The sequence below is a fragment of the Pseudomonas sp. HP_12 genome (assembly GCF_055283955.1).
This window is the reverse complement of the sequence record NZ_JBTOQG010000015.1, coordinates 24150-51085: the sequence shown is the minus strand read 5'-3', so window position 1 is coordinate 51085 and position 26936 is coordinate 24150. Positions and strand designations below refer to the sequence as shown.

Genomic DNA, 26936 nt, shown 5'->3' with positions numbered 1-26936 from the left:
CATGAGTATGCAGGACCCGTTAGCGGACATGCTAACTCGTATCCGTAATGCCCAGATGGCTGAAAAGCCCGTCGTAAGCATGCCATCCTCCACGTTGAAGGTGGCTGTAGCCAAAGTCCTGAAGGACGAAGGTTACATTGCGGGTTATCAGATCAGCAGCGAAACAAAGCCGTTGCTATCCATCGAGCTGAAGTACTTCGAAGGCCGTCCGGTCATCGAGGAAGTGAAGCGCGTTAGCCGTCCAGGCCTGCGTCAGTACAAGTCCGTCGATGAGTTGCCAAAAGTTCGTGGCGGCCTCGGTGTGTCTATCGTCTCCACCAACAAAGGTGTGATGACGGATCGTGCTGCGCGCGCTGCCGGTGTCGGCGGCGAAGTGCTTTGCACTGTGTTCTAAGGGGGGATAAGCATGTCACGCGTAGCTAAGAACCCCGTTAAGTTGCCAGCAGGCGTCGAAGTCAAGCTCGTCGGCCAGCAGCTTTCGGTGAAGGGTGCCAAGGGCACTCTAGACCTGAACATTCATTCGTCCGTTGAAATTGTTGAAGAGTCCGGTGAGCTGCGTTTTGCTGCTCGCAACGGCGATCAACAAACTCGCGCAATGGCCGGTACCACTCGTGCATTGGTAAACAACATGGTCCAAGGCGTAAGCCAAGGCTTCGAGCGCAAGCTCCAGCTGGTCGGTGTTGGTTACAAAGCGCAAGCAAAAGGCACGGTACTGAACCTGGCCCTTGGCTTCTCGCACCCAGTGGACTACGAATTGCCGGAAGGCATCACCGCTGAGACTCCCAACCAAACCGATATCGTTATTCGCGGTATCGACAAGCAGTTGGTTGGTCAAGTGGCCGCTGAGATCCGCGACTTCCGCCGTCCAGAGCCGTACAAAGGCAAAGGCGTGCGTTACGCGGACGAAGTCGTCCGTCGTAAAGAAGCCAAGAAGAAGTAGGGCATAGCAAATGACCGTCAAAAAAGTTACCCGACTGCGTCGCGCTCGCAAAGCACGCCTGAAAATGCACGAACTCGAAGTCGTGCGTCTCTGCGTGTACCGCTCTTCGCAGCACATTTATGCCCAGGTCATCTCGGCCGACGGCAGCAAAGTCCTGGCAAACGCCTCGACTTTGGACAAAGAACTGCGTGATGGCGCCACTGGCAACATCGACGCGGCCACTAAAGTTGGCCAGCTGATCGCTGAGCGTGCGAAAGCCGCCGGTGTATCGCAAGTGGCTTTTGATCGTTCTGGCTTCAAGTACCACGGTCGCGTTAAGGCGCTGGCTGATGCTGCTCGTGAAGGCGGGCTGGAGTTCTAAGTTATGTCAAATAACGACCAAAAACGCGACGAAGGCTACATCGAGAAGCTGGTACAAGTTAATCGCGTAGCAAAAACCGTTAAAGGCGGCCGTATCTTCACTTTCACCGCGTTGACCGTGGTTGGTGATGGTAAGGGGCGTGTTGGCTTCGGCCGTGGCAAGTCACGTGAAGTGCCTGCTGCGATCCAGAAGGCAATGGAAGCTGCTCGCCGCAACATGATCCAGGTTGATCTGAACGGCACCACGCTGCAGTACGCTATCAAGTCCGCTCATGGGGCTTCGAAGGTCTATATGCAGCCTGCGTCGGAAGGTACTGGCATCATCGCTGGCGGCGCAATGCGCGCCGTTCTCGAAGTTGCTGGCGTCCACAACGTTCTGGCCAAGTGCTACGGTTCGACTAACCCGGTCAACGTTGTTCACGCAACGTTCAAGGGTTTGAAGACCATGCAGTCCCCTGAGTCCATCGCTGCTAAACGCGGCCTGAACGTCCAGGAGATCTTCTGATCATGGCTACCGTTAAAGTAACGCTGATCAAAAGCATGACCGGCCGCATCCCTAACCACAAATTGTGCGTTAAGGGTTTGGGTCTGCGTCGCATCGGTCACACTGTAGAAGTCGTTGATACCCCGGAAAACCGTGGGATGATCAACAAGGCTTACTACATGCTGCGAGTCGAGGGTTAATCGATGAAACTCAATGATCTGAGTCCAGCGCCGGGTTCCCGTCGCGAAAAGCATCGTCCGGGCCGTGGTATCGGTAGTGGTTTGGGTAAGACCGGTGGCCGTGGCCACAAAGGTCAGACCTCCCGCTCCGGTGGCACCATTGCTCCGGGCTTCGAAGGCGGCCAACAGCCGTTGCATCGTCGTCTGCCCAAGTTCGGCTTCGTCTCTTTGAAAGCTATGGATCGTGCTGAAGTTCGCACCTCCGAGCTGGCTAAAGTAGAAGGCGTCGTCACTGTGCAGTCCCTGAAGGATGCCAACGTGATCAACCAAAACGTACAGCGTGTGAAAATCATGCTGTCCGGTGAGGTTACTCGCGCAGTCACCCTCAAAGGTATCGCAGCCACCAAAGGTGCGCGTGCGGCTATCGAAGCAGCTGGCGGCAAGTTCGAGGAATAAATGGCTAAGCAAGGTGCTCTCTCAGCGCTAGGCAAAAGCGGCGGGTTGTCCGAACTCTGGGCTCGTCTGCGTTTCCTGTTCCTGGCGATTATCGTCTATCGGATCGGTGCGCATATCCCAGTTCCGGGTATCAACCCTGACCGTCTGGCGGACCTGTTTCGACAGAATGAGGGGACCATTCTTAGCTTGTTCAACATGTTTTCAGGTGGTGCGCTGGAGCGCATGAGCATTTTTGCACTGGGGATCATGCCGTACATCTCGGCATCGATCATCATGCAGCTCATGACCGCGGTCAGCCCGCAGCTGGAGCAGTTGAAGAAGGAAGGTGAGGCTGGTCGGCGTAAGATCAGCCAGTACACCCGCTATGGCACCGTCGTCCTGGCCCTTGTTCAAGCTATTGGTATGTCCATTGGTTTGGCCGGTCAGGGCGTTGCGTTCTCAGCAGATATCGGCTTCCACTTCGTTGCAGTCACCACCTTTGTTGCTGGTGCGCTGTTCATGATGTGGCTGGGCGAGCAGATCACTGAGCGAGGTGTTGGCAACGGTATCTCGATGTTGATTTTTTCGGGTATCGTCGCCGGTCTTCCGAGAGCGATCGGGCAGTCTTTCGAGTCTGCACGTCAGGGTGATATCAATATCTTCGCCTTGGTCGCCATCGGTTTGCTGGCAGTAGCGATCATCGGTTTCGTGGTGTTCATAGAGCGTGGTCAGCGTCGTATTGCTGTTCACTACGCCAAACGTCAGCAGGGCCGCAAGGTCTTCGCTGCGCAGACGAGCCACTTGCCGTTGAAAGTGAACATGGCGGGCGTTATTCCTGCCATCTTCGCTAGCAGCATCTTGCTGTTTCCGGCTTCGCTGGGTGCCTGGTTCGGTCAGTCTGAAGGTATGGGCTGGTTGCAGGACATCTCGCAGTCGATCGCACCTGGTCAGCCGTTGAATATTCTGCTGTTTAGTGCAGGGATTATTTTCTTCTGCTTCTTCTATACGGCGTTGATGTTCAATCCGAAAGACGTAGCGGAAAACCTGAAGAAGTCCGGTGCCTTTATTCCGGGCATTCGTCCTGGTGAGCAGTCTGCGCGCTATATTGATGGCGTTCTGACCCGTCTGACCATGTTCGGTGCTCTCTATATGATGGCCGTGTGCTTGCTTCCACAGTTTCTGGTGGTCGCTGCAAACGTGCCGTTTTACCTTGGCGGGACCTCGTTGCTGATCGTGGTCGTGGTTGTGATGGACTTTATGTCCCAAGTGCAATCGCACCTCGTTTCGCACCAGTATGAATCCCTGATGAAGAAAGCCAACCTGAAGGGCTACGGCAGCGGCATGCTGCGCTGAAGCACCCATAAGGTTCGAGGAGTTGGTGATGAAAGTTCGTGCATCGGTGAAAAAGCTGTGCCGCAACTGCAAGATTATTCGCCGCGAAGGTGTTGTTCGAGTAATTTGCAGCGCGGAACCACGTCACAAGCAGCGCCAAGGCTAAATGTGATCTGTGCTAAAAGCCCAGCAGCTAGTGCGCTGCTGGGTTGATTATTTGTTATTACAGCGATATTATCTCGCGCCCTATTTCTTGGCTTCCGGGGCGTAGGTAGCTGTCAATTGGAGTCCCACTGAATGGCCCGTATTGCAGGCGTTAACATTCCAGATAACAAGCATACTGTTATCTCGCTGACCTACATCTATGGTGTTGGTCGCACAACTGCACACAAAATCTGTGCTACTACCGGGGTTAACCCGGCGGTAAAGATCAAAGATCTGAGCGACGAGCAGATTGAACAGCTGCGTGGCGAAGTCGCGAAGTTCACCACTGAAGGTGATCTGCGTCGCGAAATCAACATGAAAATCAAGCGCTTGATGGACCTCGGTTGCTATCGCGGTCTGCGTCATCGTCGTGGTCTTCCAGTACGCGGTCAGCGTACCAAGACTAACGCGCGTACCCGTAAAGGTCCGCGTAAGCCGATCCGCAAGTAATCGCCCCAGCGAATCGACAGGAATTAAATCATGGCAAAACCTGCTGCTCGTCCTCGTAAAAAAGTTAAAAAGACAGTGGTTGATGGCATCGCCCACATCCATGCATCTTTTAACAACACAATCGTGACCATCACCGACCGTCAAGGTAACGCTCTGTCCTGGGCAACCTCCGGTGGTTCGGGTTTCCGCGGTTCCCGCAAGTCCACGCCGTTTGCTGCTCAAGTAGCTGCCGAACGTGCTGGTCAAGCTGCGCTGGAATATGGCCTGAAAAACCTCGACGTCAACGTCAAAGGTCCAGGTCCAGGTCGTGAATCTGCTGTCCGTGCTTTGAACGGCTGCGGCTACAAGATCGCCAGCATCACCGACGTGACGCCAATCCCGCACAACGGGTGCCGTCCGCCGAAGAAGCGCCGCGTGTAATCCAGGAGATTGTAAAGAATGGCTCGTTACATTGGTCCAAAATGCAAACTCGCTCGTCGCGAAGGCACCGATCTCTTTTTGAAGAGCGGCGTGCGCGCGATCGAATCGAAGTGCAACATCGAAGCAGCACCTGGTATCCACGGCCAACGCCGCGGTCGCCAGTCCGACTACGGCACCCAACTGCGTGAAAAGCAGAAAGTCCGTCGTATTTATGGCGTTCTCGAGCGTCAGTTTAGCGGTTACTACAAAGAAGCTGCCGGCAAGAAAGGCGCAACTGGTGAGAACCTGCTGCAACTGCTCGAATGCCGTCTGGACAACGTTGTATACCGCATGGGCTTTGGTTCGACTCGTGCCGAATCGCGTCAGCTGGTATCGCACAAGTCGGTCAGCGTAAACGGCAAAACCGTTAACGTTCCGTCCTACCAGGTCCGTGCTGGTGACGTAGTGGCAATTCGCGAAAAAGCGAAGAACCAGCTGCGTATTGTCCAGGCTCTCGATCTGTGTGCCCAACGTGGCCGCGTAGAATGGGTAGAAGTAGACACTGAGAAAAAGTCTGGCGTCTTCAAAAGCGTCCCAGCTCGCAGTGATCTGTCCGCCGACATCAACGAAAGCCTGATTGTCGAGCTCTACTCCAAGTAAGGGCTAGAAAATAGGTGCATCCATGCAGATTTCGGTAAATGAGTTCCTGACACCCCGCCACATTGATGTGCAGGTTGTCAGTCCGACCCGCGCCAAAATCACTCTCGAGCCTCTCGAGCGTGGTTTCGGCCATACCCTGGGCAACGCGCTGCGCCGCATCCTGTTGTCCTCCATGCCCGGCTGTGCAGTAGTCGAGGCCGAGATTGATGGTGTACTCCATGAGTACAGCGCAATCGAAGGTGTACAGGAAGATGTCATTGAAATCCTGTTGAACCTGAAAGGTCTGGCTATCAAACTGCACGGTCGAGACGAAGTTACGCTGACCTTGTCGAAGAAGGGTTCGGGGGTGGTTACCGCTGCCGATATTCAGCTGGATCATGATGTCGAGATCGTTAACCCCGATCACGTAATCGCTAACCTGGCGTCTAACGGCGCCCTGAACATGAAGCTCGTTGTAGCTCGTGGTCGCGGTTATGAACCAGCAGACTCGCGTCAGAGCGATGAAGACGAAAGCCGCAGCATTGGTCGCTTGCAGCTCGACTCTTCGTTCAGCCCGGTTCGTCGCATTGCATACGTGGTGGAAAACGCCCGTGTCGAGCAACGTACCAACCTGGACAAGCTGGTTATCGATCTGGAAACCAACGGTACTCTGGATCCTGAAGAGGCTATCCGTCGTGCAGCAACCATTCTGCAACAGCAGTTGGCTGCGTTCGTCGACCTCAAAGGTGACAGCGAACCCGTTGTAGTCGAACAGGAAGACGAGATCGATCCGATCCTGCTTCGTCCGGTTGACGATTTGGAACTGACCGTACGTTCGGCCAACTGCCTTAAGGCGGAGAACATTTACTACATCGGCGACCTGATTCAGCGCACCGAAGTAGAACTGTTGAAGACTCCGAACCTGGGCAAGAAATCCTTGACCGAGATCAAGGACGTTCTGGCTTCTCGTGGTCTCTCCCTCGGCATGCGCCTCGACAACTGGCCGCCTGCAAGTCTTAAGAAGGACGACAAGGCGACTGCCTGATCGTCGTAATCACCGAACGTACTGTTTGGTAAGGAATGAACCATGCGTCATCGTAAAAGTGGACGTCACCTGAGCCGTACCAGCTCTCACCGTAAGGCCATGTTCCAAAACATGGCGGTGTCGCTGTTCGAGCACGAGCTGATCAAGACTACCCTGCCGAAAGCCAAAGAACTGCGCCGCGTTGCTGAGCCGCTGATCACCTTGGCCAAGATTGACAGCGTTGCTAACCGTCGTCTGGCATTTGACCGTACCCGTTCGAAAGAAATGGTCGGCAAATTGTTTAACGATCTGGGCAAGCGTTATGCAACTCGTGAGGGTGGCTACCTGCGCATCCTCAAGTGCGGCTTCCGCGCTGGCGACAACGCGCCTATGGCGTACGTCGAACTGGTTGATCGTCCTGTCGGTGGCTCTGTAGAAGCCGCTGAATAAGACATCAGTCAATACAAAGAACCGGGCCTAGTGCCCGGTTTTTTGTTGTCCGCACCAAAGCCTCCCGGAGCGCTAGACTCAGCGCAATTCGTGGTGATTCTAAGTGATAAACGGAACCCTCCTCATTTATCCGTCTTTTCGGTACCAAATGTCCGACTTTCGCCGGATTTCTATGTTTATTTGCTATGCCATAGGGTGACCAACCAGTCTGGTTGGTTCAAACTAACGCCTTTCACGTGGAGATGGACGGCGATGCAAGGCCACCCGGATGTAATTGATTACCTCAACACGCTGTTGACTGGCGAACTGGCTGCGCGCGACCAGTATTTCGTCCACTCGCGGATGTACGAAGATTGGGGCTTCAGCAAGCTGTACGAACGTATCAATCACGAGATGGAAGAAGAGGCTCAACACGCTGATGCGTTGATGCGCCGGATTCTGATGCTCGAAGGCACTCCCCGTATGCGTCCTGACGATCTGGATGTGGGCACTACGGTACCGGAGATGCTCGCCAGCGATCTTCGCCTGGAATACAAGGTGCGAGCCGCACTGTGCAAAGGTATTGCGCTCTGTGAGCAGCACAAAGACTACGTCAGCCGCGACATCCTCCGCATTCAGCTCGCCGACACCGAAGAAGACCATACCTATTGGCTTGAGAAGCAATTAGGCCTGATCAAGTCCATCGGCCTCGAAAACTATCTTCAGTCGCAGTTCTGATTGCTCAGACCGCCGCTACAAAAAAAGCCCTTGCCGCATATTGCGACAAGGGCTTTTTGTTAAGCCCATGCAATCAGGCGCGATCGCGCTCCAGAAGCGGCTTCAGATAGTGGCCGGTGTAGGACTGTTTCATTTCCGCCACCTGCTCTGGCGTACCTGTCGCGATGATCTGTCCGCCTTTCGAACCTCCTTCAGGGCCCAGGTCGACCAGCCAGTCGGCGGTCTTGATCACATCCAGGTTGTGCTCGATCACAACGACTGTGTTGCCGTGGTCGCGAAGTCGATGCAAAACATCCAGCAATTGCTGAATATCCGCGAAGTGCAGGCCGGTGGTGGGCTCGTCGAGGATGTACAGGGTCTTGCCGGTGTCACGCTTGGACAGCTCGCGCGACAGCTTCACCCGCTGCGCTTCACCACCAGAAAGCGTGGTCGCTGACTGGCCAAGTTTGATATAGGACAGCCCCACATCCATCAGCGTCTGCAGCTTCCGGGCAAGGGCAGGCACTGCGTCGAAGAATGTCCGCGCTTCCTCGATCGTCATTTCCAGGACCTCGTGGACGTTTTTACCCTTGTACTTAACCTCGAGCGTCTCACGGTTGTATCGCTTGCTCTTGCACACATCGCAAGGAACGTAGATGTCAGGCAGAAAATGCATCTCAACCTTGATCAAGCCGTCGCCCTGGCACGCTTCGCAGCGACCACCCTTGACGTTGAAAGAGAATCGGCCAGGGCCGTAGCCACGAGACCTTGACTCAGGCACGCCGGCGAATAGCTCACGGATTGGCGTGAACAGCCCGGTATAGGTCGCAGGATTAGACCGTGGGGTACGCCCGATTGGGCTCTGGTCAATATCAACGACTTTATCCAGATGCTGCAGGCCGTCAATGCTGTCGTGTGCCGAAGCCTCAAGCGTCGTTGCGCCATTTAGCGCAGTAGCGCTGAGAGGGAACAGCGTGTTGTTGATCAGCGTAGATTTGCCCGATCCCGATACACCGGTCACGCAGGTCAGCAAGCCGATTGGAATTTCCAGATCGACGTTGCGCAGGTTATTGCCGCGCGCGCCTTTGAGTTTGAGCGAGAGCTTTTTATTGCGAGGCGTCCGCTTGGCAGGGACCGCGATCTTCACCCGGCCCGACAGGTATTTACCGGTCAGCGAGTCCGGATGATCCATCACCTCCTGTGGTGTGCCCTCCGCGACAATCTTGCCGCCATGCACGCCTGCGCCCGGGCCGATGTCGACCACGTAGTCGGCCAGTCGGATGGCGTCCTCGTCGTGCTCCACCACAATCACCGTGTTGCCGATGTCTCGCAGGTGCCGCAACGTGTCCAGCAGCCGATCGTTATCGCGCTGGTGCAAGCCGATTGACGGCTCATCGAGGATGTACATCACGCCGACGAGGCCTGCACCGATCTGGCTGGCCAGACGAATCCGCTGCGCCTCGCCGCCGGAAAGCGTATCGGCGCTTCGATCCAGTGTCAGGTAGTCCAGCCCGACGTTAACGAGGAACTGCAGGCGCTCGCGAATTTCCTTGAGAATTTTGTCAGCGATTTCGCCGCGTCGCCCCGTGAGCTTCAGCTCACCAAAATAATTGGTTGCGTCGCCAATCGGCATGTTGGTGACGGCGGGAAGTGTCTTCTCGCCAACCCACACATGACGGGCCTCTCGGCGCAACCGCGTGCCACGACATTCGGGGCAGGGTTGGGTACTGAGAAACTTCGCCAGCTCCTCGCGAACCGTTGTCGATTCGGTTTCCCGGTACCGGCGCTCAAGATTCGGGACAATGCCTTCGAACGGGTGCGCACGTTTGACGATGTCGCCGCGGTCGTTCAGGTAACGGAAGTCAACGCTGTCCTTACCGCTGCCGCCCAGCAGGACTTTCTGCAAGTCGGCAGGCAGTTCCTTGAACGGCACCTCCAGGCTGAAGCCGTAATGCTTCGCCAACGAGCCGAGCATCTGGAAGTAATAGACGTTTCGCCGGTCCCAGCCACGAATCGCGCCTTCTGCGAGGGTAAGTTCGCCATTGACCAGACGTTTGGTGTCGAAGAATTGCTTCACGCCCAGCCCGTCGCAGGTCGGGCATGCGCCGGCGGGGTTGTTGAACGAGAACAGCTTTGGCTCAAGCTCGCTGATCGCATGGCCACAGATTGGGCAAGCGAATCGCGCGGAGAAAATGATCTCTTCGCCGGGCTCGTCGTCCATCGGCGCAACCAGCGCGATGCCGTCGGCCAGCTTCAGCGCGGTCTCGAAGGACTCAGCCAAGCGCTGTTGCAAGTCCGAGCGCACCTTGAAGCGGTCAACGACGACATCGATCGAGTGCTTCTTCTGTTTATCGAGCTTGGGAAGTTCGTCCAGCTCGCACAGCCGACCGTTCACCCGAGCGCGGACGAAACCCTGAGCGCGAAGCTCTTCGAAGACGGCCAAATGCTCGCCTTTGCGCTCCCGTACCACGGGGGCAAGCAGCATCAGTTTGGCGCCTTCCGGCTGGGCCAGGACCAGGTCGACCATCTGGCTGACGGTTTGCGCCTCCAGAGGAATGTCGTGATCCGGGCAACGCGGCTGCCCCACGCGCGCATACAGCAGACGCAGGTAGTCGTAGATCTCGGTGATGGTGCCCACGGTCGAGCGCGGGTTGTGGGACGTGGACTTCTGCTCGATGGAAATGGCCGGCGACAGGCCTTCGATCGTGTCGACGTCCGGCTTCTCCATCATCGACAGGAACTGACGCGCGTAGGCGGACAGCGACTCGACGTAGCGGCGCTGGCCCTCGGCGTAGAGCGTATCGAACGCCAGGGACGATTTTCCTGAGCCGGACAATCCGGTGATGACGATCAGCTTGTCGCGTGGAAGGGTCAGGTCGATGTTCTTCAGGTTGTGGGTTCGAGCCCCACGAATCAAGATCTTGTCCAAAGCTGGCCTCGCACGGCGGGCGTGTAAAACGTGGAAGTATACGGGGAAATACTGGATGGATACACACTGTTGAGGATCGCGCGGCCTCACTCGGAAAAAAGAAAATTCCTGCGATGCGCGGCAAACCGTCGTATGTGCTCTAAACGATGGGACTGGTAGAATCGCCGCCGGTTCATACGAGGTTCCTTCATGCACGATTCTCACAGCGAGCGCATGAGCGGCAGCGAAACCCGCGCCGCGGGCGGTCTGGCGCTGGTGTTCGCCTTCCGTATGCTTGGCATGTTCATGGTGCTGCCCGTCCTCGCCACTTACGGGATGGACCTCGCGGGCGCCAGCCCGGCACTCATCGGTCTGGCGATCGGCGCTTACGGCCTGACACAAGCGGTGCTGCAGATTCCATTTGGCATTATTTCTGATCGCATCGGCCGTCGTCCCGTCATTTATCTGGGACTGATCGTGTTTGCGCTCGGCAGCGTGCTGGCCGCTCAGTCGACCTCGATCTGGGGCGTGATCGCCGGTCGAGTTCTGCAAGGCGCGGGCGCTATCTCCGCTGCGGTCATGGCGTTGCTGTCGGATCTGACCCGCGAGCAGCATCGCACCAAAGCCATGGCGATGATCGGCATGACTATTGGTGTGTCCTTCGCCGTTGCGATGGTGGTCGGCCCCATTCTCACCAGTGCTTTCGGATTGTCAGGCCTGTTTCTGGCGACCGGCGCGATGGCGCTGGTGGGCGTGGCAATCGTCGCCTTCGTCGTGCCCAAGTCCACGGTAACCCTGCAGCACCGGGAGTCCGGTCTGGCGCGACAGGCATTGGGCGCGACGCTTCGTCATCCTGACCTGTTGCGTCTGGACTTGGGTATCTTCGCGTTGCACGCCATGCTGATGTCCAGTTTCGTGGCATTGCCGCTGGCGCTCGTCGAGAAAGCCGGCCTGCCCAAAGAGCAGCACTGGTGGGTGTATCTGACCGCACTGCTGATTTCGTTCTTCGCAATGATCCCTTTCATCATCTACGGCGAAAAGAAGCGTCAGATGAAGCGCGTGTTACTCGGCGCCGTACTGGTGCTGATGCTCACTGAGCTATTCTTCTGGGAGTTCGGCAACACGCTGCGAGCACTGGTCATCGGTACCGTGGTCTTTTTCACCGCATTCAATTTGCTCGAAGCGTCGCTGCCGTCGCTGATCAGCAAAGTGTCTCCGGCGGGCGGGAAGGGCACGGCGATGGGGATTTATTCCACCAGTCAGTTCCTGGGTTCTGCAGCGGGGGGCATCCTCGGTGGGTGGCTGTTCCAGCACGGCGGACTGGATGTGGTGTTCCTGGGAGGCGCCGGGCTGGCCGCCCTCTGGCTAACGTTTGCTGTTACCATGCGCGAACCTCCCTACGTAACCAGCCTTCGCTTGCCGTTGTCGCCCGAGGCTCAACGCGACACAGGCCTTGCCGATCGCGTGTTGGCCGTACGTGGAGTAACAGATGCAGTAGTGGTGGCCGACGAGGCTGCCATCTATATCAAATTTGACAAAGAACTGTTGGATCGGGCGTCTTTCGACGAAGTGGTCAATCCAGCGTCGGAAACGTGTGAAGCCTAGGAGAACGTTATGGCCCGTGGGGTAAACAAAGTCATATTGGTCGGCACATGCGGCCAGGATCCCGAAGTCCGCTACATGCCTAACGGTAATGCCGTGACCAACCTGAGTCTGGCGACAAGCGAACAGTGGACCGACAAGCAAACCGGTCAGAAGGTCGAGAAGACTGAGTGGCACCGCGTATCGATGTTCGGCAAAGTCGCCGAAATCGCCGGCGAGTACCTGCGCAAGGGTTCGCAGGTTTACATCGAAGGCAAGCTGCAGACCCGCGAGTGGGAAAAAGACGGCATCAAGCGCTACACGACTGAAATCGTCGTCGACATGCAAGGCACCATGCAGTTGCTCGGTGGCCGTCCTCAGGGCGACGGCGCTCCTCAGGGCCAGGGCGGTGGCGGTTATCAGAACTCCCAGAACTCCGCGCCGCGTCCGCAGCAGCAGGCCCGCCCGCAGCAGTCCGCTCCTCAGCCACAGCGTGAATCGCGTCCCGCGCCGCAACAAGCGCCGCAGCCGGCACCGGATTTCGACAGCTTCGATGACGACATCCCGTTCTAGCTAGCCGTAGAGACTTTTTTGTAAAGTTTCTCTTGAGAGCCCCCGCACTGCGGGGGTTTTCTCGTTTTGGGCGCGTAAAAAAATTCTTGACCCATTTTAGCTACCCTCATACCTTGAATTTAGGTTAAGAATTCGAGGTGTGTATGCAACTGGCGGTGCGGAGATTCATAGCGGACTCAGGGGAGAGGTTTGCAGTACTCGTTGACGATACGGGTATGCCGCTCTTCTACCCCAACCTCTTCGTGACCGCGAAGCTGCGGAACGCATCGCTTGCTTTCAACACGATCGCTCAGGCCTTCACCGCTCTCAAAGTCGTCCTAGCTTGGGAGCGTTACTTCGCCCTGGATATAGAGTCGCGCTTTAAGCGAAGCGAGCTGCTTGAAGCACATGAAATCCATGCGCTAAGGGACTTTATGCAAGTCCCTCTCGGGCTCGATCGCGACGTCAAACCAAAGGTATCGCCCCTTCGTGCAACGCCTAAGGTTGTCTCGACAGAGTCGCAGTACAACCGCATGACCATAGCTGCAGAGTATTTGGAATTCTTGGCTGAGCGTCTGCATCCTGCCGGCGCGACGAAGCTCAAGGCCATTGCTTCCATGACGAGTCAGATCAAGGCCAACAGGCCGAAGGTCAAAGACAAGGGCGCGACTGACCGTGAGGACAAACACCTAGAAGAAGCATTGCTCGATTCCTTGGAAGAGGTGCTCCGGCCAGGATCTCCCGATAATCCTGTCGACGATTTCGGTCTCCAGGTGCGAAACGGGCTGATGTTCATGATTCTGCGGCTCACAGGTATTCGTCGGGGGGAGTTACTCAATCTCAAGATTGAAGACTTCAACTTCGCCAAGAACACTATGAAAATTGTCCGTCGTCCCGATTCGCGAGGAGATGTGAGGGTTTTCCAGCCTGTAGCGAAGACCCGTCAACGTACATTCCCGTTGCATGCGAGCGTCATGGAGAAGATCTTTGATTATGTCAAAGATGTTCGCAGTAAGATCCCTGGTACTCAGCGCCATGGGTATCTGTTTGTCACCCATAAAATTTGTCAGACGCGGGGGCTGCCTCTCTCGTATTCAGCGTTTGGCAAGTTCTTCGGCACATTATCGAAATGTGCAGGTGGTATCGAAGGTGTCCATGCTCATTCGTTGCGCCACCACTGGAACTACATATTCTCGCAGAGCATGGATGCTCAGGGAGTTTCTCCTGAGCGAGAGATTAAAATCCGCACCAACCTAATGGGTTGGAGTCCCACGTCAAAAACGGCGGCAACTTACAATCAGCGACATATCAAAGAAGCTGCGGGGGTCGCCATGACTGCTATCCAAACACGCATCCTTGAGAGAGTTAAATGATGTCCATGCCAATTTCGGTTGTATCTTCAGCAGGCGAAAAACTCTCAGGTGCTGTACTTTTCTCGTCGATGGGTTATGAGTTCGATCTGCGTTCAAATCATTGGAGGCTAAGCAAGGATGATGGCTTTCGACTAGATACCCTTCCTGAGTATTTTGGTTTTGAGCTGATGGATTCATTTAGAAGCGTTTTAGCTCATTATGCTAAGTCCTACTCGCCAAAGCATACATCGGCGATGTATTACAGGATGAAGCATTACTTGGAAGCTACTCGTGGGCACAGTCCATTGAGCATGGAGTCATTTATCTCATACCGCGCTCAGCTCGGAGAAGATGACTGGATGCTCAGTTCTCTCCGCTCAATGCTGAGTAAATGGTCATCCCTAGGCTACCCTGGAATTCCAGATGACACCTTGAGACTTCTCAAGAAATGGAAAATCAAGGGAAATAGAAAGGGCTATGCAGTCCAATCTATGTGCCCCGAAAGCGGCCCTCTAACAGATATTGAGATGGATGCACTGATCTCGAAGCTGTTGGAAGGGTACGCAAATGACTCGGTTAGTTTGCGTGATGCCTGTTATGTCATGATTCTTTCCATGACTGGCAGGCGGTCTTCTCAAATCACTGCACTCAAGATTAAAGATTTGATGCCTGAGAATGGGGGCTACTGGATCGCATTCCCTCGTGTGAAACAGAAGAGCGTAGGGTGGCGAAAGTCTTTTCGAAAATTGAGGGTTGTTGAGGATCTCTGGCTCCTGCTACAGCGTAAGGCAGAGACAGTAGTCGCGGAATTCAAAGAACGGGTGGCTGGAGAGATACCAGCTCAGCTTATTGGAAACCTTCCACTTTTCCCAGTTCTCAATGCTTATGATCCTGGCGTTGCCTTGGACAGTCAGCTTGCAGGCGACTTCTTGCACGCTCGAACTAACGAGGTCTATGAGAGTCTTCAACTGTTCACTGCGAAAAATACCGTAATCAGTGAACGTACGGGCGAGGCTTTGCATCTGCATCCCTACCGTTTTCGATACACCCTTGGCACCAACTTGGCACGTGAGGGTAAGGGAGAGTATTTGATTGCGGAAGCACTCGATCACTCGGATACCCAGAACACTGGGGTCTATGTAAAGAACATCCCGGACATCGTTGAGCGAATTGATAAGGCTGTGGCTTTGCAGCTCGCGCCGCTCGCACAGGCTTTTCAGGGAGTAGTGGTAGCCAGTGAAGCTTCAGCCAGGCGCGGCAAAAACCCTGACAGCCGAGTGTATAGCCCACGTGGCAATGTTGGGAGCTGCGGTAGCTACGGTTTCTGCGGCGCTCTAGCTCCGATTGCTTGTTACACATGCTCCCATTTCCAGCCATGGCTCGATGGCCCTCATGAGGCTGTTCTCGATGGCCTGATCAGCGATCGTGATCGCGTCTACGCCGAAACGGGCGACCTCAAAATCGCTGCGGTGAATGACCGTTTGATATTGGCTGTAAGCGATGTGGTGACTCGCTGCAACGAGATGCGGATCAAGGTGAAAAATGTCTAACGTATTGCTCTTTACGCCTAAAGCGAATCTCACCGCGAAACAGAATCTGTCCGACTTTGTCGTTATGTGCCGGGATAGGTTGACTGTTTTTGGTGCTGATCTGGATTGGTACAATAGCTCTTGGCCCGGAGTGGGTAACTTTACAAAGAAAGATGTTCCGTCACGGGGGTATAGTCCGGATCAGCTGCTTCATCCGGACATCATGTCTTTCGCCAAAGCCTATGTCCGATATCAACAAGGTCATAACCCCACTAAGCTGAGGAATGAGTTCAAGGCTCTGCGATGCATTGAGCAAGGGCTGTTGAATATCAAGGGCTGTGCAGACATCACCTTAACTGACTTGAGTGTTATGGATGAGGCTGGGCGCATTGCACAAACCTATGATAAGACGGCCTATCAAGCAGGGTTGGCTCTGGTAATTCTTCTCGAATTCCTTAATGAAAGCGGGATCATTGCCGAGAGCATTTCTTGGAAGAACCCAGCGAAGAAGGGTAAGGAAATCCATCGCACTGATGATGAGGCCAAACAGCAGCGGGCAGATAAGATGCCGGAACCTCATCTTCTCGATGCCATGGCAGAAATGTTTTCGAATGACTTGCTAGACGCTCGGGACAGATTTACGACCTCGATGTTTGCGTTATGCATGTGCGCCCCAGCCCGAATAACTGAGGTTCAGGATCTGCCTGTCAACTGCATTCATGAAGAGACTGACAACAAAGGCGTGTTACGCCTGGGCTTGCGTTTCTTCGGAGGCAAGGGGTATGGATCCGATATTAAATACGTCTCCACCTCATTCCGTGACGTCGCCGTAGAAGCGGTTAGGCGCTTGTCCGAGCTGTCCGCCCCTGGGCGCGCATTAGCAAAATGGCTGGAGAACCATCCCGATAAATTCTACCGTCATGCGAATTGTCCAAACGTCGGTGAGCATCAGCCGTTGACCAACACTCAGGCATGCGAAGCATTAGGCATCACTCCTGGGGAACGGCCTAGAGCAATGGTCGCGCTAGCATTCAGAGGCTACACGCCCTATCAAGACTTGGTGAATGGGGGAGGAAGTGTGACGCTTTCTTTCATCAATGAGTTCGTCCATAGCCGATTGCCGAAGGGATGGCCATGGAAGAACAAAGAGCGGCATATTAAGTACTCCGATGCGCTGTGCTGCTTCCGTCAAAACGAATTGCGTGCCGATTTTCCACCGAGGCCGATCCTGCTGTGGACGCCTGGTAAGTCTACGTTTACCACTGACATCAATTTTATCGCAGGACAAGAGAGAAGCATCTGGATCAGAAACGGGTACACGAACCCAGACGGCAGCCCGATGAACATGACTTCGCATCAAATCCGTCATTACCTCAACACTGCCGCAAACCTCGGAGATATGAGCCAGTTGGACATCGCCAAGTGGTCTGGGCGAGCCAACATCCACCAGAACCCGGTGTACAACCACATGAGTGACGATGACTATGTGGAACAGGCCCGTGAGGTCGGGGTGGGCGTCGCCCTAGCGAAGGTGCGTACGCATTCTCCGGTAACGCTTGCCGATCTTGACGCAGTGGGGCAGGGCATCGCTCACATCACCGAATTTGGATTCTGTGTTCACGATTATTCGATGCTTCCGTGCCAGAAGAATCGCGATTGCTTGAACTGCACGGAGCAGGTTTGCCTCAAGGGTTGGCAACCGAAACTGGAAAGCCTCAAGGCTCGCCAAGCACTTATCAGAGACCAATTGGCCAAGGCTGAATCCGCAAATGATGCTGGGGTTTACGGAGCCGACCGATGGAGTCAGCACCAGAGAAAGACACTCGCTCGCGCTGACCAGCTGATCGAAATCATGGAAAACCCTGATATCCCAGAAGGAACGGTCGTCCGCCTTAGTAATGACCAGGAATTCAGCCCACTGAAACGCGCTCTGGCTGCCCAGTCTACGGACGTAGCGCTGGCATCGCCGGCAAAGCAGATCGCAGCAGAGAACGCTGATGACGAGCTGGATGTTGAAGAACTCCGTGATCTGCTGGGAGCTTTCTGATGGCCAAGCATCTAGCAGCAAAAGACTTGGATGTAATCGTCACTTTGATTGATGGCTGGGATGGGAAGCTGAACTGGGAAGCTCTCTGCGATGCCATCAAACCGCTGATTGGTACACGGCCCACTCGTCAGACTCTCTATGCACATCAGCGCATCAAGGACGCATTCGCGCATCAAAAGGCAAGGCTGAAATCCGGATTCGTCTCCACTAAGCGACCCGCGAGCCTGAGCATCGCCGAGCAGAGGATTCGTCGCTTGGAAGCGGAGAACAGTCGACTGCAACGCGAGAATGATTTGCTCCTGGAGCGATTCGTGCGCTGGCAGTACAACGCTCACAAGTTCAACGTGTCGGCAGAAAAGCTGGATGCACCGTTGCCATTCGCTGATCGTGATTCCTCAGAAGGAAGGCAATGATGGCGAACGGACAACAGATCGCCGAAGAAAACCATGCCGCGTTCCTGGCTTGGGCAGCGGGCAAGTCAGACGGAGACTTCCGCGAGTACGTGCATCGCGGCAAGCTTAAGCGCTCGGAGATTGCTACTGAATGTGGGTTTGGTAAAAGCGCTCTCACACAGAACCCTGCTATCCGTATGGCCCTGGATAACCTTGAAACGGAGCTTAGGGCGGCTGGCGTGCTACCCCCTTTGGTCGTCTCTTTGCCTGCTGGCCAGAAAGCAGAGCCTGCCCTGAGAGATCCAAGCGCCAAGCAAAGACAGCGGGACGGGCAACGGCTGAACTCGCTTGAGCAAGAGAACGCGGCTCTACGCGCTGAGCTGCAAGCTGCGAAGCAGATGCTTGATCGCCATGCCCTGATCAACGAGTTCCTAGAAGAAACGGGAAGGATGCCACGATGAATGCCATCGCTCCCGCATTGATCAACTTGAGCGTCCGGGTCACGAGCATCCGCTCGGCAAATCGGAAAGGATGCATTGCCTTCGGTCATCGGATGGATGTGGTGTGCGGCATCAATGACAGGTCGAGTCCAGTTGTTCTCCGAGTAGCGGAATCCATTGCAAGGCTGTCGGATATCGCTGTGGGGGCGATCTTCGAGATCTACGGAGAGGTCACTACAGTCCTGCGTGCGCATGGCTCGTTCGCAATCAACGAGATGACAATTGACGTCCAGGACATCCGGCTTGTCCGACCTAGCGGTTCTCAGGTCATACAGTGGCTGGGTGACAACGTCAAAGGTGTTGGTGAGGTGAAGGCCACCAAATTGTGGGACGCTCTCGGTGAGCGGCTTTACGATGCCCTTGATAATTCAGATCACACTGCAATTGAGCGCATCATTCCAACCGAGGATGTCAGGGAGAGGTTGTTCAATCGATGGCAGGTAGATGGCGATGCCAGAACTCTGCGATTCGTCCAGGACAAGCGCATTCCGCTAGACATTGCACGCAAAGCCATCCGGTTTCACCGGAAGAATCTCATAGTCGCGCTGACGAATGACCCGTATAGACTGCTGAGCTTTGCAGGTGCCTGGGCAGACGTTGACAAGGTCGCTCGTGAAAGCTTCGGCGTTAGCCTGGATGACCCTCGACGGCTTACAGCGGCCCTGGAAGAGTCGCTCTACAGGGCATCGGAAAAGGGCCATACCTGTAGCTCGCTCGCTGATCTGCATGCCACGGTGTCATCGCTAGTCAAACCTCATTCAGCACCGACAGCTGCGATGTCAAAAGCCCTGCTATCCGGAGCGGCAGTCGGTCAGTTTGTCTGCAAAGAGCTGGGCGAGCTTGGGTTCATGCTGTTTGCTCCCGGCTCGTGGCTGATGGAGCGCCGCTGTGCTCAGTTTGTTCGAGATCTGATCCTGACGCCTGCGTACCAGCCCCAGTTGTTTCCGGTCGATGTGGGCGACGTCATCAGTCGCTTCGAAGAGGCCGAGCGAGCTCATCTCGCCCTACCTTCGTTTGGCTTAAACCACGCTCAGCGCAACGCGGTTGCCACATCATTCTCGAATCGGTTCAGCGTCATCACGGGCGGGGCCGGAGTCGGCAAAACCACAGTTTTGAAAGCTCTCTATAAGGCGCTTGATACGACTGGCCGTCCTCGCTTCCAGATGGCTCTCTCAGGCAGGGCTACAGCCCGAATGATCGAGGCAACGGGCGAAGAGGCCAGAACCATTGCGGGTTTCCTTCGGAAGGTCAGCGACAAGGACATGGGCCCAGCACCGGTCATCGTGATTGATGAGGCGTCGATGCTTGATCTAGTGACGTTCTACCGGCTTGTTCAGAAGCTGCCTGCTGAGTGCCAAGTGATCCTCGTCGGCGATCCGTACCAGCTTCCACCCATCGGCTCTGGACTCATCCTACACGTGCTCTGCGAGCTGGCTGGTGTACCCACCACGGAGCTAGTCGAGGTGAAGCGCCAGGCGAAGGATTCTGCGATTCCAAAAGCTGCGCTGCAGATTCGAGACGGCCAGGTTCCCAGGTTCAGCTCCGACGAGAGTGATGACGTCGTGTTTTTGCGGTGCGCTGATGAAGAAATTCTTCCGACTGTGCTCAGGCTCTATGAACACGATCGAGAGAACACACAGATCCTTTCGGCAACCAAATCGTGCGATTTTGCCGGAGTGACGGCACTGAACCGCACTTGTCACCAGCGATACGCTGATCATGCCCAGCAGTTGCTGGCCGAAAATCCTGAAACAGGTGAGATCGAGTCAACCGGGCTGTGTGTCGGCGATTTGGTGATGTACACAGCTAACGACTGGGGCCGGAACCTGCAGAATGGCTCTCTGGGACAGATCGATGAGATCTTCGAAAGGCCACGCTCCGTAGAGCTTGGAGATGACGAGAAGTCGCGTGTCTGTGTTGCGCTGGGGAGAGCAACATTCGACGGTGTGGGCCATTACATCTTGGACACAGATGTCGATGCATTGGAGCTTTCCTACTCGATCACGGTTCATAAAGCCCAGGGCTCTCAGTTCAGGCGTGTGATCATTCCCCTGCGCAAGTCACGTATCCTGGACAGAACCTTTGTCTACACAGCCGCTACCAGGGCACAGATTCAGGTGATCTTTGTAGGCGACTTCAAGGCCGTTGAAGAGGCTATCGTGCTGCCACCCAAGGCGTTCTCTCGCCAAGTTGGGCTGCGTGCGCTCCTAGCGGCGGAACTTGGCGCACCGGCGACGTAGGCTGGAGGAGAACGGTGCCTGTACCGTTCGTCGGGTTTCTGGGCGGCTCGGTTCCAAGCAGCAAATTCCGAAAGGCTTTTAGATTTTGTAAAGTTTTAGAGCCTGAAGTGGTGATCCTGGATGAAAATATTACGAAATTCTGTACGTTTTGAATGGGGGTTAGGGGCTGTATAGCCTCATCTGCCCAATGCCTACGGGGCAGTCACTCACTCACTCGCTCACGAAGCCAGCTTTCCGGTGTTAATAACCGTTCTAAGTAGCGCGTTACCCAAACGCAATAACGCTGCAAACAAAAGCCCCCGCACAGCTCAGCTGTCGGGGGCTTTGTTTTGGGTCGCGTTCGAGGATTACAAACCCAGATCCGACAACCCGGGATGATCGTCAGGACGACGGCCCAGCGGCCAGTGAAACTTGCGATCCGCTTCTTTGATCGGCATGTCATTGATGCAAGCGAATCGCCGCGCCATCAAGCCGTCTTCATTGAATTCCCAATTCTCGTTGCCATACGAGCGGAACCAATTGCCTGAGTCGTCGTGCCATTCGTACGCGTAACGCACCGCGATGCGGTTATCGGTGAACGCCCAGAGTTCTTTGATCAGGCGGTAGTCGAGCTCCTTGTTCCACTTGCGGATCAGGAAATTTTTCGCCTCTTCACGGTTCTCGGCGAAATCGGCGCGGTTGCGCCACTTGGTGTCGAGTGTGTAGGCCAGGGAAACCTTTTCGGCGTCACGGCTGTTCCAGCCATCTTCAGCCAGGCGAACCTTCTCGATGGCGGATTCGCGGGTGAATGGGGGAAGTGGCGGGCGAGTTTGGGCATTGGACGACATGGTGGACCTCCAGGCAGTGATGATTCGGCGGTGGGTGGGACGTTTGAGGCTAGGAACTGGAGCGCAGGCGCTGCTCAAGCAGCAACTGCGCAACCGCCTTGGCGCTTTCTGCAGCGCTGTAGTCACCCATGACGCGGGTGACGGTGATCGCGCCTTCCATGAGGATGAGTAACTGCTTGGCCAAGGCTTGCGGATCGGCAATCCCAATCTGCTCGCAGAGCTCCAGCGTGTAATCAAGCAGCTTCTGTTTGTGCAGTTTGGCGATCAGACGGATGGGGTCTTGCGGGTCGCCCACTTCACCTGCCGTATTGATGAACGCGCAGCCGCGAAAGCCTTCGGACTCGAACCAGCCTTTGAGCACGTCAAACATATTCAGGATGCGCGCTTCAGGGGTGTCAGCCTTGTCGGACTCAGTCCGGAACCAGTCCATCCAGCGCACGTCGCGGGCGTTGAGTGCAGCGGCGGCCACATCGTCTTTGGTGGCGAAATAGCGATAGATGCTTTTCCTCGCGACGCCCGACGTCTTCACCAGAAGGTCCATGCCGGTGGCCTGGATGCCGTTCTGATAAATGAGTTGCTCGGCAGTCGCGAGGATTTTCTCGCGGGTGAGGTTCGTTGATGTATTCATGACGCAGAAGGTAGAACGTACGTTCTCCCGCGTCAAGCCACTCATTCAAAAACAGACTCAACGCACCTGATCGGAGTCCGGCAGCGCACGTTTCAAATCGGCTGCGCTGGGTGAGGCCTTGGCCAGTGTCACGGGGATGGATTTGGCCGCAGGCACCTTGCTGCGTTCAGCGTGGTGCCACAACGGAACGAGTGGGTTGCACTCAGGGTAGTACGCTGCGCAGCAGTTTTCGGGGATGTCGTAAGCGATGATCTGCAGAGGCCCTACCGAACGCGTGACCTGGGGCTCGATGGCGGTGGTGACGTTGACCCAGTCCCCCGGTTTGAAGCCCATTCGCAGGACATCGTTGCGGTTCATGAAGATGACCGCGCGGGTGCCGCTGACGCCACGGAAGCGATCTTCGTAGCCGTAGATCGTGGTGTTGAACTGGTCGTTGCTGCGCAGCGTCATCAGTTGCAGCACGTCGCGGCGAGTATGGTTCGGGTACACGTCATCGTTTTCTTCAAGCAGCTCGGGCGTAATGAACATTGCGCGACCGCTCTCGGTTTTCCATTCACGCTTCGCTGCGGCAATAGGGCGATGAAAACCGCCGGTTTCCCACATGCGGGTTTCCATGTCGTGGAAAATCTCGGGGTAGACCTGAGCGATGCCGTGACGAATCAGCGCGTAATCGCGGCGCCAGGCGTCCCAATCGATTTGAGTGGTCCCAGGTAACGTTGCCTCGGCGATGCCTGCGAGGATGGCGATTTCGGCGCGGAGATGGGCGCTGGCCGGTTCGCTATTACCCTGCCAGGCCCGCACGCAGCCGGTGCTGTCTTCAGTGGTATAGACCTGCTCGACGCCATTTTGCACATCCTTTTCGATGCGCCCGAGGCAGGGCAGGATCCACGCATTTTTCCCCGGAACCAGATGTGTGCGGTTCAGCTTGGTCGCGATCTGGACGTTCAGGTCCAACGTGTTCCAGGCCGGCTCCATGCGGGACGTGTCCGGGATCGCCCGCAGAAAATTGCCGCCGAGCCCGATGAATCCGCGCACGCTCCCGTCCAGCAGTCCTTCGCAGGTCTCAACGGTGTTCAAGCCTTTTTTCGACGGGACCGAGAAGCCATACAGCGCCTCAATCTTATCCACAGGAATTTTTTGCGGGTCTTCGGTAATGCCAACCGTGCGCTGCCCCTGCACATTGGAGTGACCTCGCACCGGGCAAATCCCGGCGCCGCGCTTGCCGATGTTGCCGCGCAGCAGGAGCAAATTCACCAGCATTTGCACGTTGGTCACCCCGCGCCGGTGTTGGGTGATGCCCATGCCGTACACCAGCATCACGCGCTCGTGTCTGGCGTACACCGTCGCCACTGCCTCCAGCGCGCTACGGCTGAGTCCTGCCTGACGCTCGATGGTTTCCCACGGTGTTTCGAGCACGCAGTTGCAGAACTCGGCGAACCCTTCAGTGTGCTGGGCGATAAACGCCTGATCGATAATCCCGGGCTGACCCTTTGCCAGCGCCGCTTCATCCATTTCAAACAGCGACTTGGCGATGCCTAGCACAACCGCCGTGTCGCCACCGATCGCCAATTGATGGTATTGGGTGCTGATGACCGTCGACTTCGGCCCGAGCATTTCCACCGGGGACTGCGGATTGACGAAGCGCTCGAGGCCGCGCTCGCGGATCGGGTTGAACGTGATGATCGGCACGTCACGCTGCCGGGCTTCACGCAGTTGATGCAGCATCCGTGGGCTGTTGCTGCCTACGTTCTGGCCGAAAAACAGGATGCAGTCGGTGTGCTCGAAGTCATCCAGCGTCACCGTTCCTACAGGTACCCCGATACTTTCCTGCAAGCCCACCGAGGTGCTCTCGTGGCACATGTTCGAGCTGTCGGGCAGATTGTTGTTGCCGTAGGCGCGGGCGATGAGCTGGTACATGAACGATGTTTCCAGCGAGGCCCGGCCCGACGCGTAAAAAACCACGCTGTCGGGCGTCATGCTTTTCAGCTGCGCGCCGATGTCACGGTAGGCTTCCTCCCACGTGGTTTCCTGGTAGCGATCGGTCGCAGCGTTGTACCGCATGGGGTGCGTGAGGCGGCCCTGTTGCTCCAGGTCGTAATCGGGCCACTGGCGCAGTTCGGTGAGCGTGTGACGGGCGAAAAAGGCCGGGTCGGTCTTGCGCGACGTCAGCTCCCAGGCCGTGGCCTTCGCGCCGTTTTCGCAGAACTCCAGGCTGTGGGGTTTGCCGGGCTTGGCCCACGCGCAGCTGACGCAGGCGAATCCGCCCGGTTTGTTTTGCTTGATCAGCGGCAGCCCGGCTCGAATCGGCGCCTGCTCGCGCCAGAGAATCTCCATCACCGACTTTGCCGAGCCCCAGCCGCCGGCGGCAGACGTGTAGGGACGGAAATGAGCTTTGGGATGGATGAGCGACATGGGGTTGATCCTCGGCGGAGCGGGCGCACTGGAGACAGTCGCCCTCGTTAAGGCTACGACGAAGCGGCTCGGTAAAGGTTCGTTACATTTGCTGGCGGGCGGACCGTCAACGGCCAACATGACGATTGCGCCTGGGAAACGAACTTGCCGGATGAAATTCGATCAGTTCCAGAAGGCCTATTTTTCCACGGTTCCCTAACCGAAGGAGTGACTCGCGTTTTGCCGAATTTCAAACCCTTTCTGTTGCTGTGCCTGCTGTTAAGCGTTTGCAGCGTCAATGTTCAAGCCGCCGACGCCCCTGCCGCTACCACTGCTCCGGCTGCCGCACCTGCTGATCCGGCGCCCGAGGACCCTGCCAAAGCGGAGATTCTGGTAAAAGGCGGATTGCTCGGCGCCATCAGTTCCAGCATCGACAGCGTGCAAGACAAGCTCGATGTAGATGGCCACTTGCTCGACTCCTGGCGCCTGCGCGCCGACCGAGCCGCTGACGAAATCGACGCGCTGGTCAACAAGCCGCAGTCGCGTTCGGCGTGGCGGATCGCCGGCGACTTCGTGATGCTGTCCCTGGTGTGGGCGGGGGCGTTCCTGCTGCTCAACCGCATCGGCGCGTTTCTTGTCACGCGGCTATCACGGCATCGGTTTTTGATCCGCCGCGATCGCGTGGTCGGCGTGCTGGGCTATGTGTTGCCTTACATGGTGCCGGCGCTGATCTGCCTGCCGCTGACGCTCTACGTCAGTCACTTCATGCCGACCTCGGTGGGGCGCGCGCTGGCGCTGTGTCTGGCGTACTCGACCAGCAGCGGGATTTTCTCCACATCCGTGCTGTTGTCGCTGATCGTGCTGTTCAATTCGGGCCACAAACGGCCGGCGGTGCGCATCATTCGTCACTACGCGCCGCACCCGTTGTTCATCATCGGCTTTCTCGCGGCGTTGAGCGACGCGCTGACCAGTCCGCAGATTGCCCGGCTGTTCGGCGGTAACGTGACCACCAGCATCGCCGCGTTTACCGGGCTGATGGCGTCGGTCATGTTTGGCATGGTCGTCATCCGCATGCGTCGGCCGATTGCGCATCTGATCCGCAACCGTTCCCTCGGCGCCCGGCTGGCGCGGCCCGCGGTGCAACAGACGCTGAAGATTTTCTCCAGCCTGTGGCACTTGCCGATCCTGCTGATGATTCTGGTCTCGGCGGTGAATCTGATCGGCGCCGGCGAAGGCAGCCAGGAAGCCTTGCGTTGCGCGTTGCTGACGACGGTCCTGTTGATCGGCGCGGTGTTTCTCAGCACCTTGTTCCAGCACGTGTTCAAGCCCACCGAGGCGCGGACCGACAGTGTTTACAAGGAGCGTTTGCTGAGCCTGTTGCACGCAGTCATGCGTATTGCGCTGGCGATTGGCTTCATCGAGTTGCTGGGCCGGATCTGGGGTTTCTCGCTGTTTGAATTCGCCCAACGCAATGCGCTGGGCAAAGTGATCAGCGATTCGCTGAGCAGCATCGGTCTGATTCTGCTGGTGACCTGGCTGCTGTGGGTGGTGATGGATACAGCCATTCAGGAAGCCCTGAAGCCTCCGGCCAATGGACGTTCCGCGCGTCAGCCGAGCACGCGGGTGAAGACCATCCTGCCGCTGTTACGCAACGCGATGAAGATCATCCTGGTGGTCATCTGCACCATCACGACCATGGCCAATCTGGGCATCAACGTCGCGCCACTGCTGGCCGGTGCCGGGGTTGTCGGGCTGGCGATCGGTTTCGGTTCGCAGCAGTTGGTGCAGGACGTCATTACCGGGCTGTTCATCATCATCGAGGACACCATCTCCATCGGCGACTGGGTGGTGCTGGATTCGGGCCACGCCGGCACAGTCGAGAGCCTGACCATCCGCACCCTGCGTCTGCGCGACGGCAAGGGCTTCGTGCACTCGGTGCCATTCGGCCAGATCAAGGCCGTCACCAACCAGTCGCGCCAGTTTGCCTACGCGTTCTTCTCGTTCCAGTTCACTTACGACACGGACGTTGACGCGGCGACCTCGCTGATTCGTGAAGCGGGCCAGTCGATCAGCGACGATTTGCTGCTGGCGAGCAAACTGCAGGGGCCGCTGGAGGTGTTCGGGCTGGACCGCATGGACATGAACGGCATTGTCATCACGGCGCAGTTCCGCACCTCTTCGGGTGGGCAGTACGCGGTGAGCCGTGCATTCAACGACCGGCTCAAGCGGCTTGTGGATAAGTCAGCTGAGGTGCGCTTCGCGCAAACTTATCCACAACTGGTAATGAGCCCGCACAATCGTCAGGCACCTGAGGGGGAAGAAGGTGCAGAGCAACAAGCGCTGCCCGGCAAGACATCGGTGGTGAACAAGGACGGGTCCGAAAGCCCGGCTTGAGAT

The 26936-nt window shown here is 56.4% G+C and carries 28 protein-coding genes; 24 read left to right on the top strand and 4 right to left on the bottom strand.

All coding sequences use genetic code 11. The annotated features are described in order from the left end of the window. The first annotated feature begins 1 nt into the window (after position 1). The 14 genes from rpsH to bfr all read left to right on the top strand — a co-directional run bounded on the left by rpsH (position 2) and on the right by bfr (position 7613). Positions 2-394, top strand: a complete 393-nt coding sequence (gene rpsH / locus ACYASU_RS13070) for a 30S ribosomal protein S8 (protein ID WP_037017722.1) — start codon at positions 2-4, stop codon at positions 392-394. A 12-nt stretch (positions 395-406) separates the two neighbouring features. Beyond that, entirely contained in the window at positions 407-940 is a 534-nt protein-coding gene (rplF, locus tag ACYASU_RS13065) for a 50S ribosomal protein L6 (protein WP_108121485.1), read from the top strand. A gap of 10 nt (positions 941-950) precedes the next feature. Further along, the gene (gene rplR, locus ACYASU_RS13060; RefSeq protein WP_037017727.1) at positions 951-1301 is read left to right on the top strand and encodes a 50S ribosomal protein L18; all 351 of its coding nucleotides are present in this window, start codon (positions 951-953) and stop codon (positions 1299-1301) included. Between the two features lie 3 nt (positions 1302-1304). Next, positions 1305-1805 (top strand): 30S ribosomal protein S5, encoded by a 501-nt coding sequence (gene rpsE, locus ACYASU_RS13055; protein ID WP_037017729.1) that lies wholly within the window; start codon positions 1305-1307, stop codon positions 1803-1805. A gap of 2 nt (positions 1806-1807) precedes the next feature. Next, complete coding sequence (gene rpmD, locus ACYASU_RS13050) at positions 1808-1984, top strand: 50S ribosomal protein L30 (protein WP_028621547.1); 177 nt, start codon at positions 1808-1810, stop codon at positions 1982-1984. A gap of 3 nt (positions 1985-1987) precedes the next feature. Next, positions 1988-2419: a 50S ribosomal protein L15 gene (gene rplO, locus ACYASU_RS13045; RefSeq protein ID WP_037017733.1), complete on the top strand. Its 432-nt coding sequence runs from the start codon at positions 1988-1990 to the stop codon at positions 2417-2419. After that, a complete protein-coding gene (secY, locus tag ACYASU_RS13040) occupies positions 2420-3751 on the top strand; it encodes a preprotein translocase subunit SecY (RefSeq protein WP_065988454.1) in 1332 nt (443 codons plus the stop codon). A gap of 28 nt (positions 3752-3779) precedes the next feature. Then, positions 3780-3896, top strand: coding sequence for a 50S ribosomal protein L36 (gene rpmJ / locus ACYASU_RS13035; RefSeq protein WP_002555468.1), 117 nt, complete (start codon positions 3780-3782; stop codon positions 3894-3896). Between the two features lie 131 nt (positions 3897-4027). After that, complete coding sequence (rpsM, locus tag ACYASU_RS13030) at positions 4028-4384, top strand: 30S ribosomal protein S13 (protein ID WP_037017739.1); 357 nt, start codon at positions 4028-4030, stop codon at positions 4382-4384. A 30-nt stretch (positions 4385-4414) separates the two neighbouring features. Further along, on the top strand, positions 4415-4804 hold the full coding sequence (rpsK, locus tag ACYASU_RS13025; protein ID WP_002555466.1) for a 30S ribosomal protein S11: 390 nt from the start codon (positions 4415-4417) through the stop codon (positions 4802-4804). Positions 4805-4822: 18 nt separating this feature from the next. Then, the gene (rpsD, locus tag ACYASU_RS13020) at positions 4823-5443 is read left to right on the top strand and encodes a 30S ribosomal protein S4 (protein WP_037017742.1); all 621 of its coding nucleotides are present in this window, start codon (positions 4823-4825) and stop codon (positions 5441-5443) included. 22 nt (positions 5444-5465) lie between these two features. Then, entirely contained in the window at positions 5466-6467 is a 1002-nt protein-coding gene (locus ACYASU_RS13015; RefSeq protein WP_007970428.1) for a DNA-directed RNA polymerase subunit alpha, read from the top strand. 42 nt (positions 6468-6509) lie between these two features. Beyond that, a complete protein-coding gene (gene rplQ, locus ACYASU_RS13010) occupies positions 6510-6896 on the top strand; it encodes a 50S ribosomal protein L17 (protein ID WP_074891753.1) in 387 nt (128 codons plus the stop codon). A 252-nt stretch (positions 6897-7148) separates the two neighbouring features. Then, complete coding sequence (gene bfr, locus ACYASU_RS13005; RefSeq protein WP_463583043.1) at positions 7149-7613, top strand: bacterioferritin; 465 nt, start codon at positions 7149-7151, stop codon at positions 7611-7613. A gap of 73 nt (positions 7614-7686) precedes the next feature. Here the strand turns inward: bfr and uvrA are convergent, their stop codons facing one another. Then, positions 7687-10521, bottom strand: a complete 2835-nt coding sequence (gene uvrA, locus ACYASU_RS13000; protein WP_463583042.1) for an excinuclease ABC subunit UvrA — start codon at positions 10519-10521, stop codon at positions 7687-7689. A gap of 189 nt (positions 10522-10710) precedes the next feature. Between uvrA and ACYASU_RS12995 the strand changes: the two genes are divergently transcribed. The 8 genes from ACYASU_RS12995 to ACYASU_RS12960 all read left to right on the top strand — a co-directional run bounded on the left by ACYASU_RS12995 (position 10711) and on the right by ACYASU_RS12960 (position 20693). Continuing rightward, a complete protein-coding gene (locus ACYASU_RS12995) occupies positions 10711-12105 on the top strand; it encodes an MFS transporter (protein ID WP_282370170.1) in 1395 nt (464 codons plus the stop codon). A 9-nt stretch (positions 12106-12114) separates the two neighbouring features. Further along, complete coding sequence (locus ACYASU_RS12990) at positions 12115-12654, top strand: single-stranded DNA-binding protein (protein WP_037017756.1); 540 nt, start codon at positions 12115-12117, stop codon at positions 12652-12654. A 215-nt stretch (positions 12655-12869) separates the two neighbouring features. Continuing rightward, the gene (locus tag ACYASU_RS12985) at positions 12870-14006 is read left to right on the top strand and encodes a tyrosine-type recombinase/integrase (RefSeq protein ID WP_463583041.1); all 1137 of its coding nucleotides are present in this window, start codon (positions 12870-12872) and stop codon (positions 14004-14006) included. Continuing rightward, positions 14006-15535, top strand: a complete 1530-nt coding sequence (locus tag ACYASU_RS12980; protein WP_463583040.1) for a site-specific integrase — start codon at positions 14006-14008, stop codon at positions 15533-15535. The genes ACYASU_RS12985 and ACYASU_RS12980 overlap by 1 nt, the downstream gene beginning before the upstream one ends. Beyond that, a complete protein-coding gene (locus ACYASU_RS12975; RefSeq protein ID WP_258710607.1) occupies positions 15528-17561 on the top strand; it encodes an integrase in 2034 nt (677 codons plus the stop codon). The genes ACYASU_RS12980 and ACYASU_RS12975 overlap by 8 nt, the downstream gene beginning before the upstream one ends. After that, positions 17561-17974, top strand: a complete 414-nt coding sequence (locus ACYASU_RS12970) for a hypothetical protein (protein ID WP_258710606.1) — start codon at positions 17561-17563, stop codon at positions 17972-17974. The genes ACYASU_RS12975 and ACYASU_RS12970 overlap by 1 nt, the downstream gene beginning before the upstream one ends. Further along, positions 17971-18414 carry a VPA1267 family protein gene (locus tag ACYASU_RS12965; protein ID WP_258710605.1) on the top strand — a complete coding sequence of 148 codons (444 nt, stop codon included), beginning with the start codon at positions 17971-17973 and terminating at the stop codon, positions 18412-18414. The genes ACYASU_RS12970 and ACYASU_RS12965 overlap by 4 nt, the downstream gene beginning before the upstream one ends. After that, positions 18411-20693, top strand: a complete 2283-nt coding sequence (locus tag ACYASU_RS12960; protein ID WP_463583039.1) for an ATP-dependent DNA helicase — start codon at positions 18411-18413, stop codon at positions 20691-20693. Before ACYASU_RS12965 ends, ACYASU_RS12960 begins: the two co-directional genes overlap by 4 nt. Positions 20694-21040: 347 nt before the next feature. Here the strand turns inward: ACYASU_RS12960 and ACYASU_RS12955 are convergent, their stop codons facing one another. The 3 genes from ACYASU_RS12955 to ACYASU_RS12945 are packed head-to-tail and all read right to left on the bottom strand — an operon-like array spanning position 21041 to position 24560. Next, positions 21041-21520 (bottom strand): nuclear transport factor 2 family protein, encoded by a 480-nt coding sequence (locus tag ACYASU_RS12955; protein WP_282370165.1) that lies wholly within the window; start codon positions 21518-21520, stop codon positions 21041-21043. 49 nt (positions 21521-21569) lie between these two features. After that, positions 21570-22148: a TetR/AcrR family transcriptional regulator gene (locus ACYASU_RS12950; protein ID WP_463583038.1), complete on the bottom strand. Its 579-nt coding sequence runs from the start codon at positions 22146-22148 to the stop codon at positions 21570-21572. 57 nt (positions 22149-22205) lie between these two features. After that, on the bottom strand, positions 22206-24560 hold the full coding sequence (locus tag ACYASU_RS12945) for an FdhF/YdeP family oxidoreductase (RefSeq protein ID WP_463583037.1): 2355 nt from the start codon (positions 24558-24560) through the stop codon (positions 22206-22208). Here ACYASU_RS12945 and ACYASU_RS12940 point away from each other — a divergent pair. After that, the gene (locus ACYASU_RS12940) at positions 24559-24759 is read left to right on the top strand and encodes a hypothetical protein (RefSeq protein WP_463583036.1); all 201 of its coding nucleotides are present in this window, start codon (positions 24559-24561) and stop codon (positions 24757-24759) included. The two genes, ACYASU_RS12945 and ACYASU_RS12940, sit on opposite strands and share 2 nt — an antisense overlap. 20 nt (positions 24760-24779) lie before the next feature. Further along, positions 24780-26933: a mechanosensitive ion channel family protein gene (locus tag ACYASU_RS12935; RefSeq protein WP_463583035.1), complete on the top strand. Its 2154-nt coding sequence runs from the start codon at positions 24780-24782 to the stop codon at positions 26931-26933. Positions 26934-26936 lie beyond the last annotated feature (3 nt).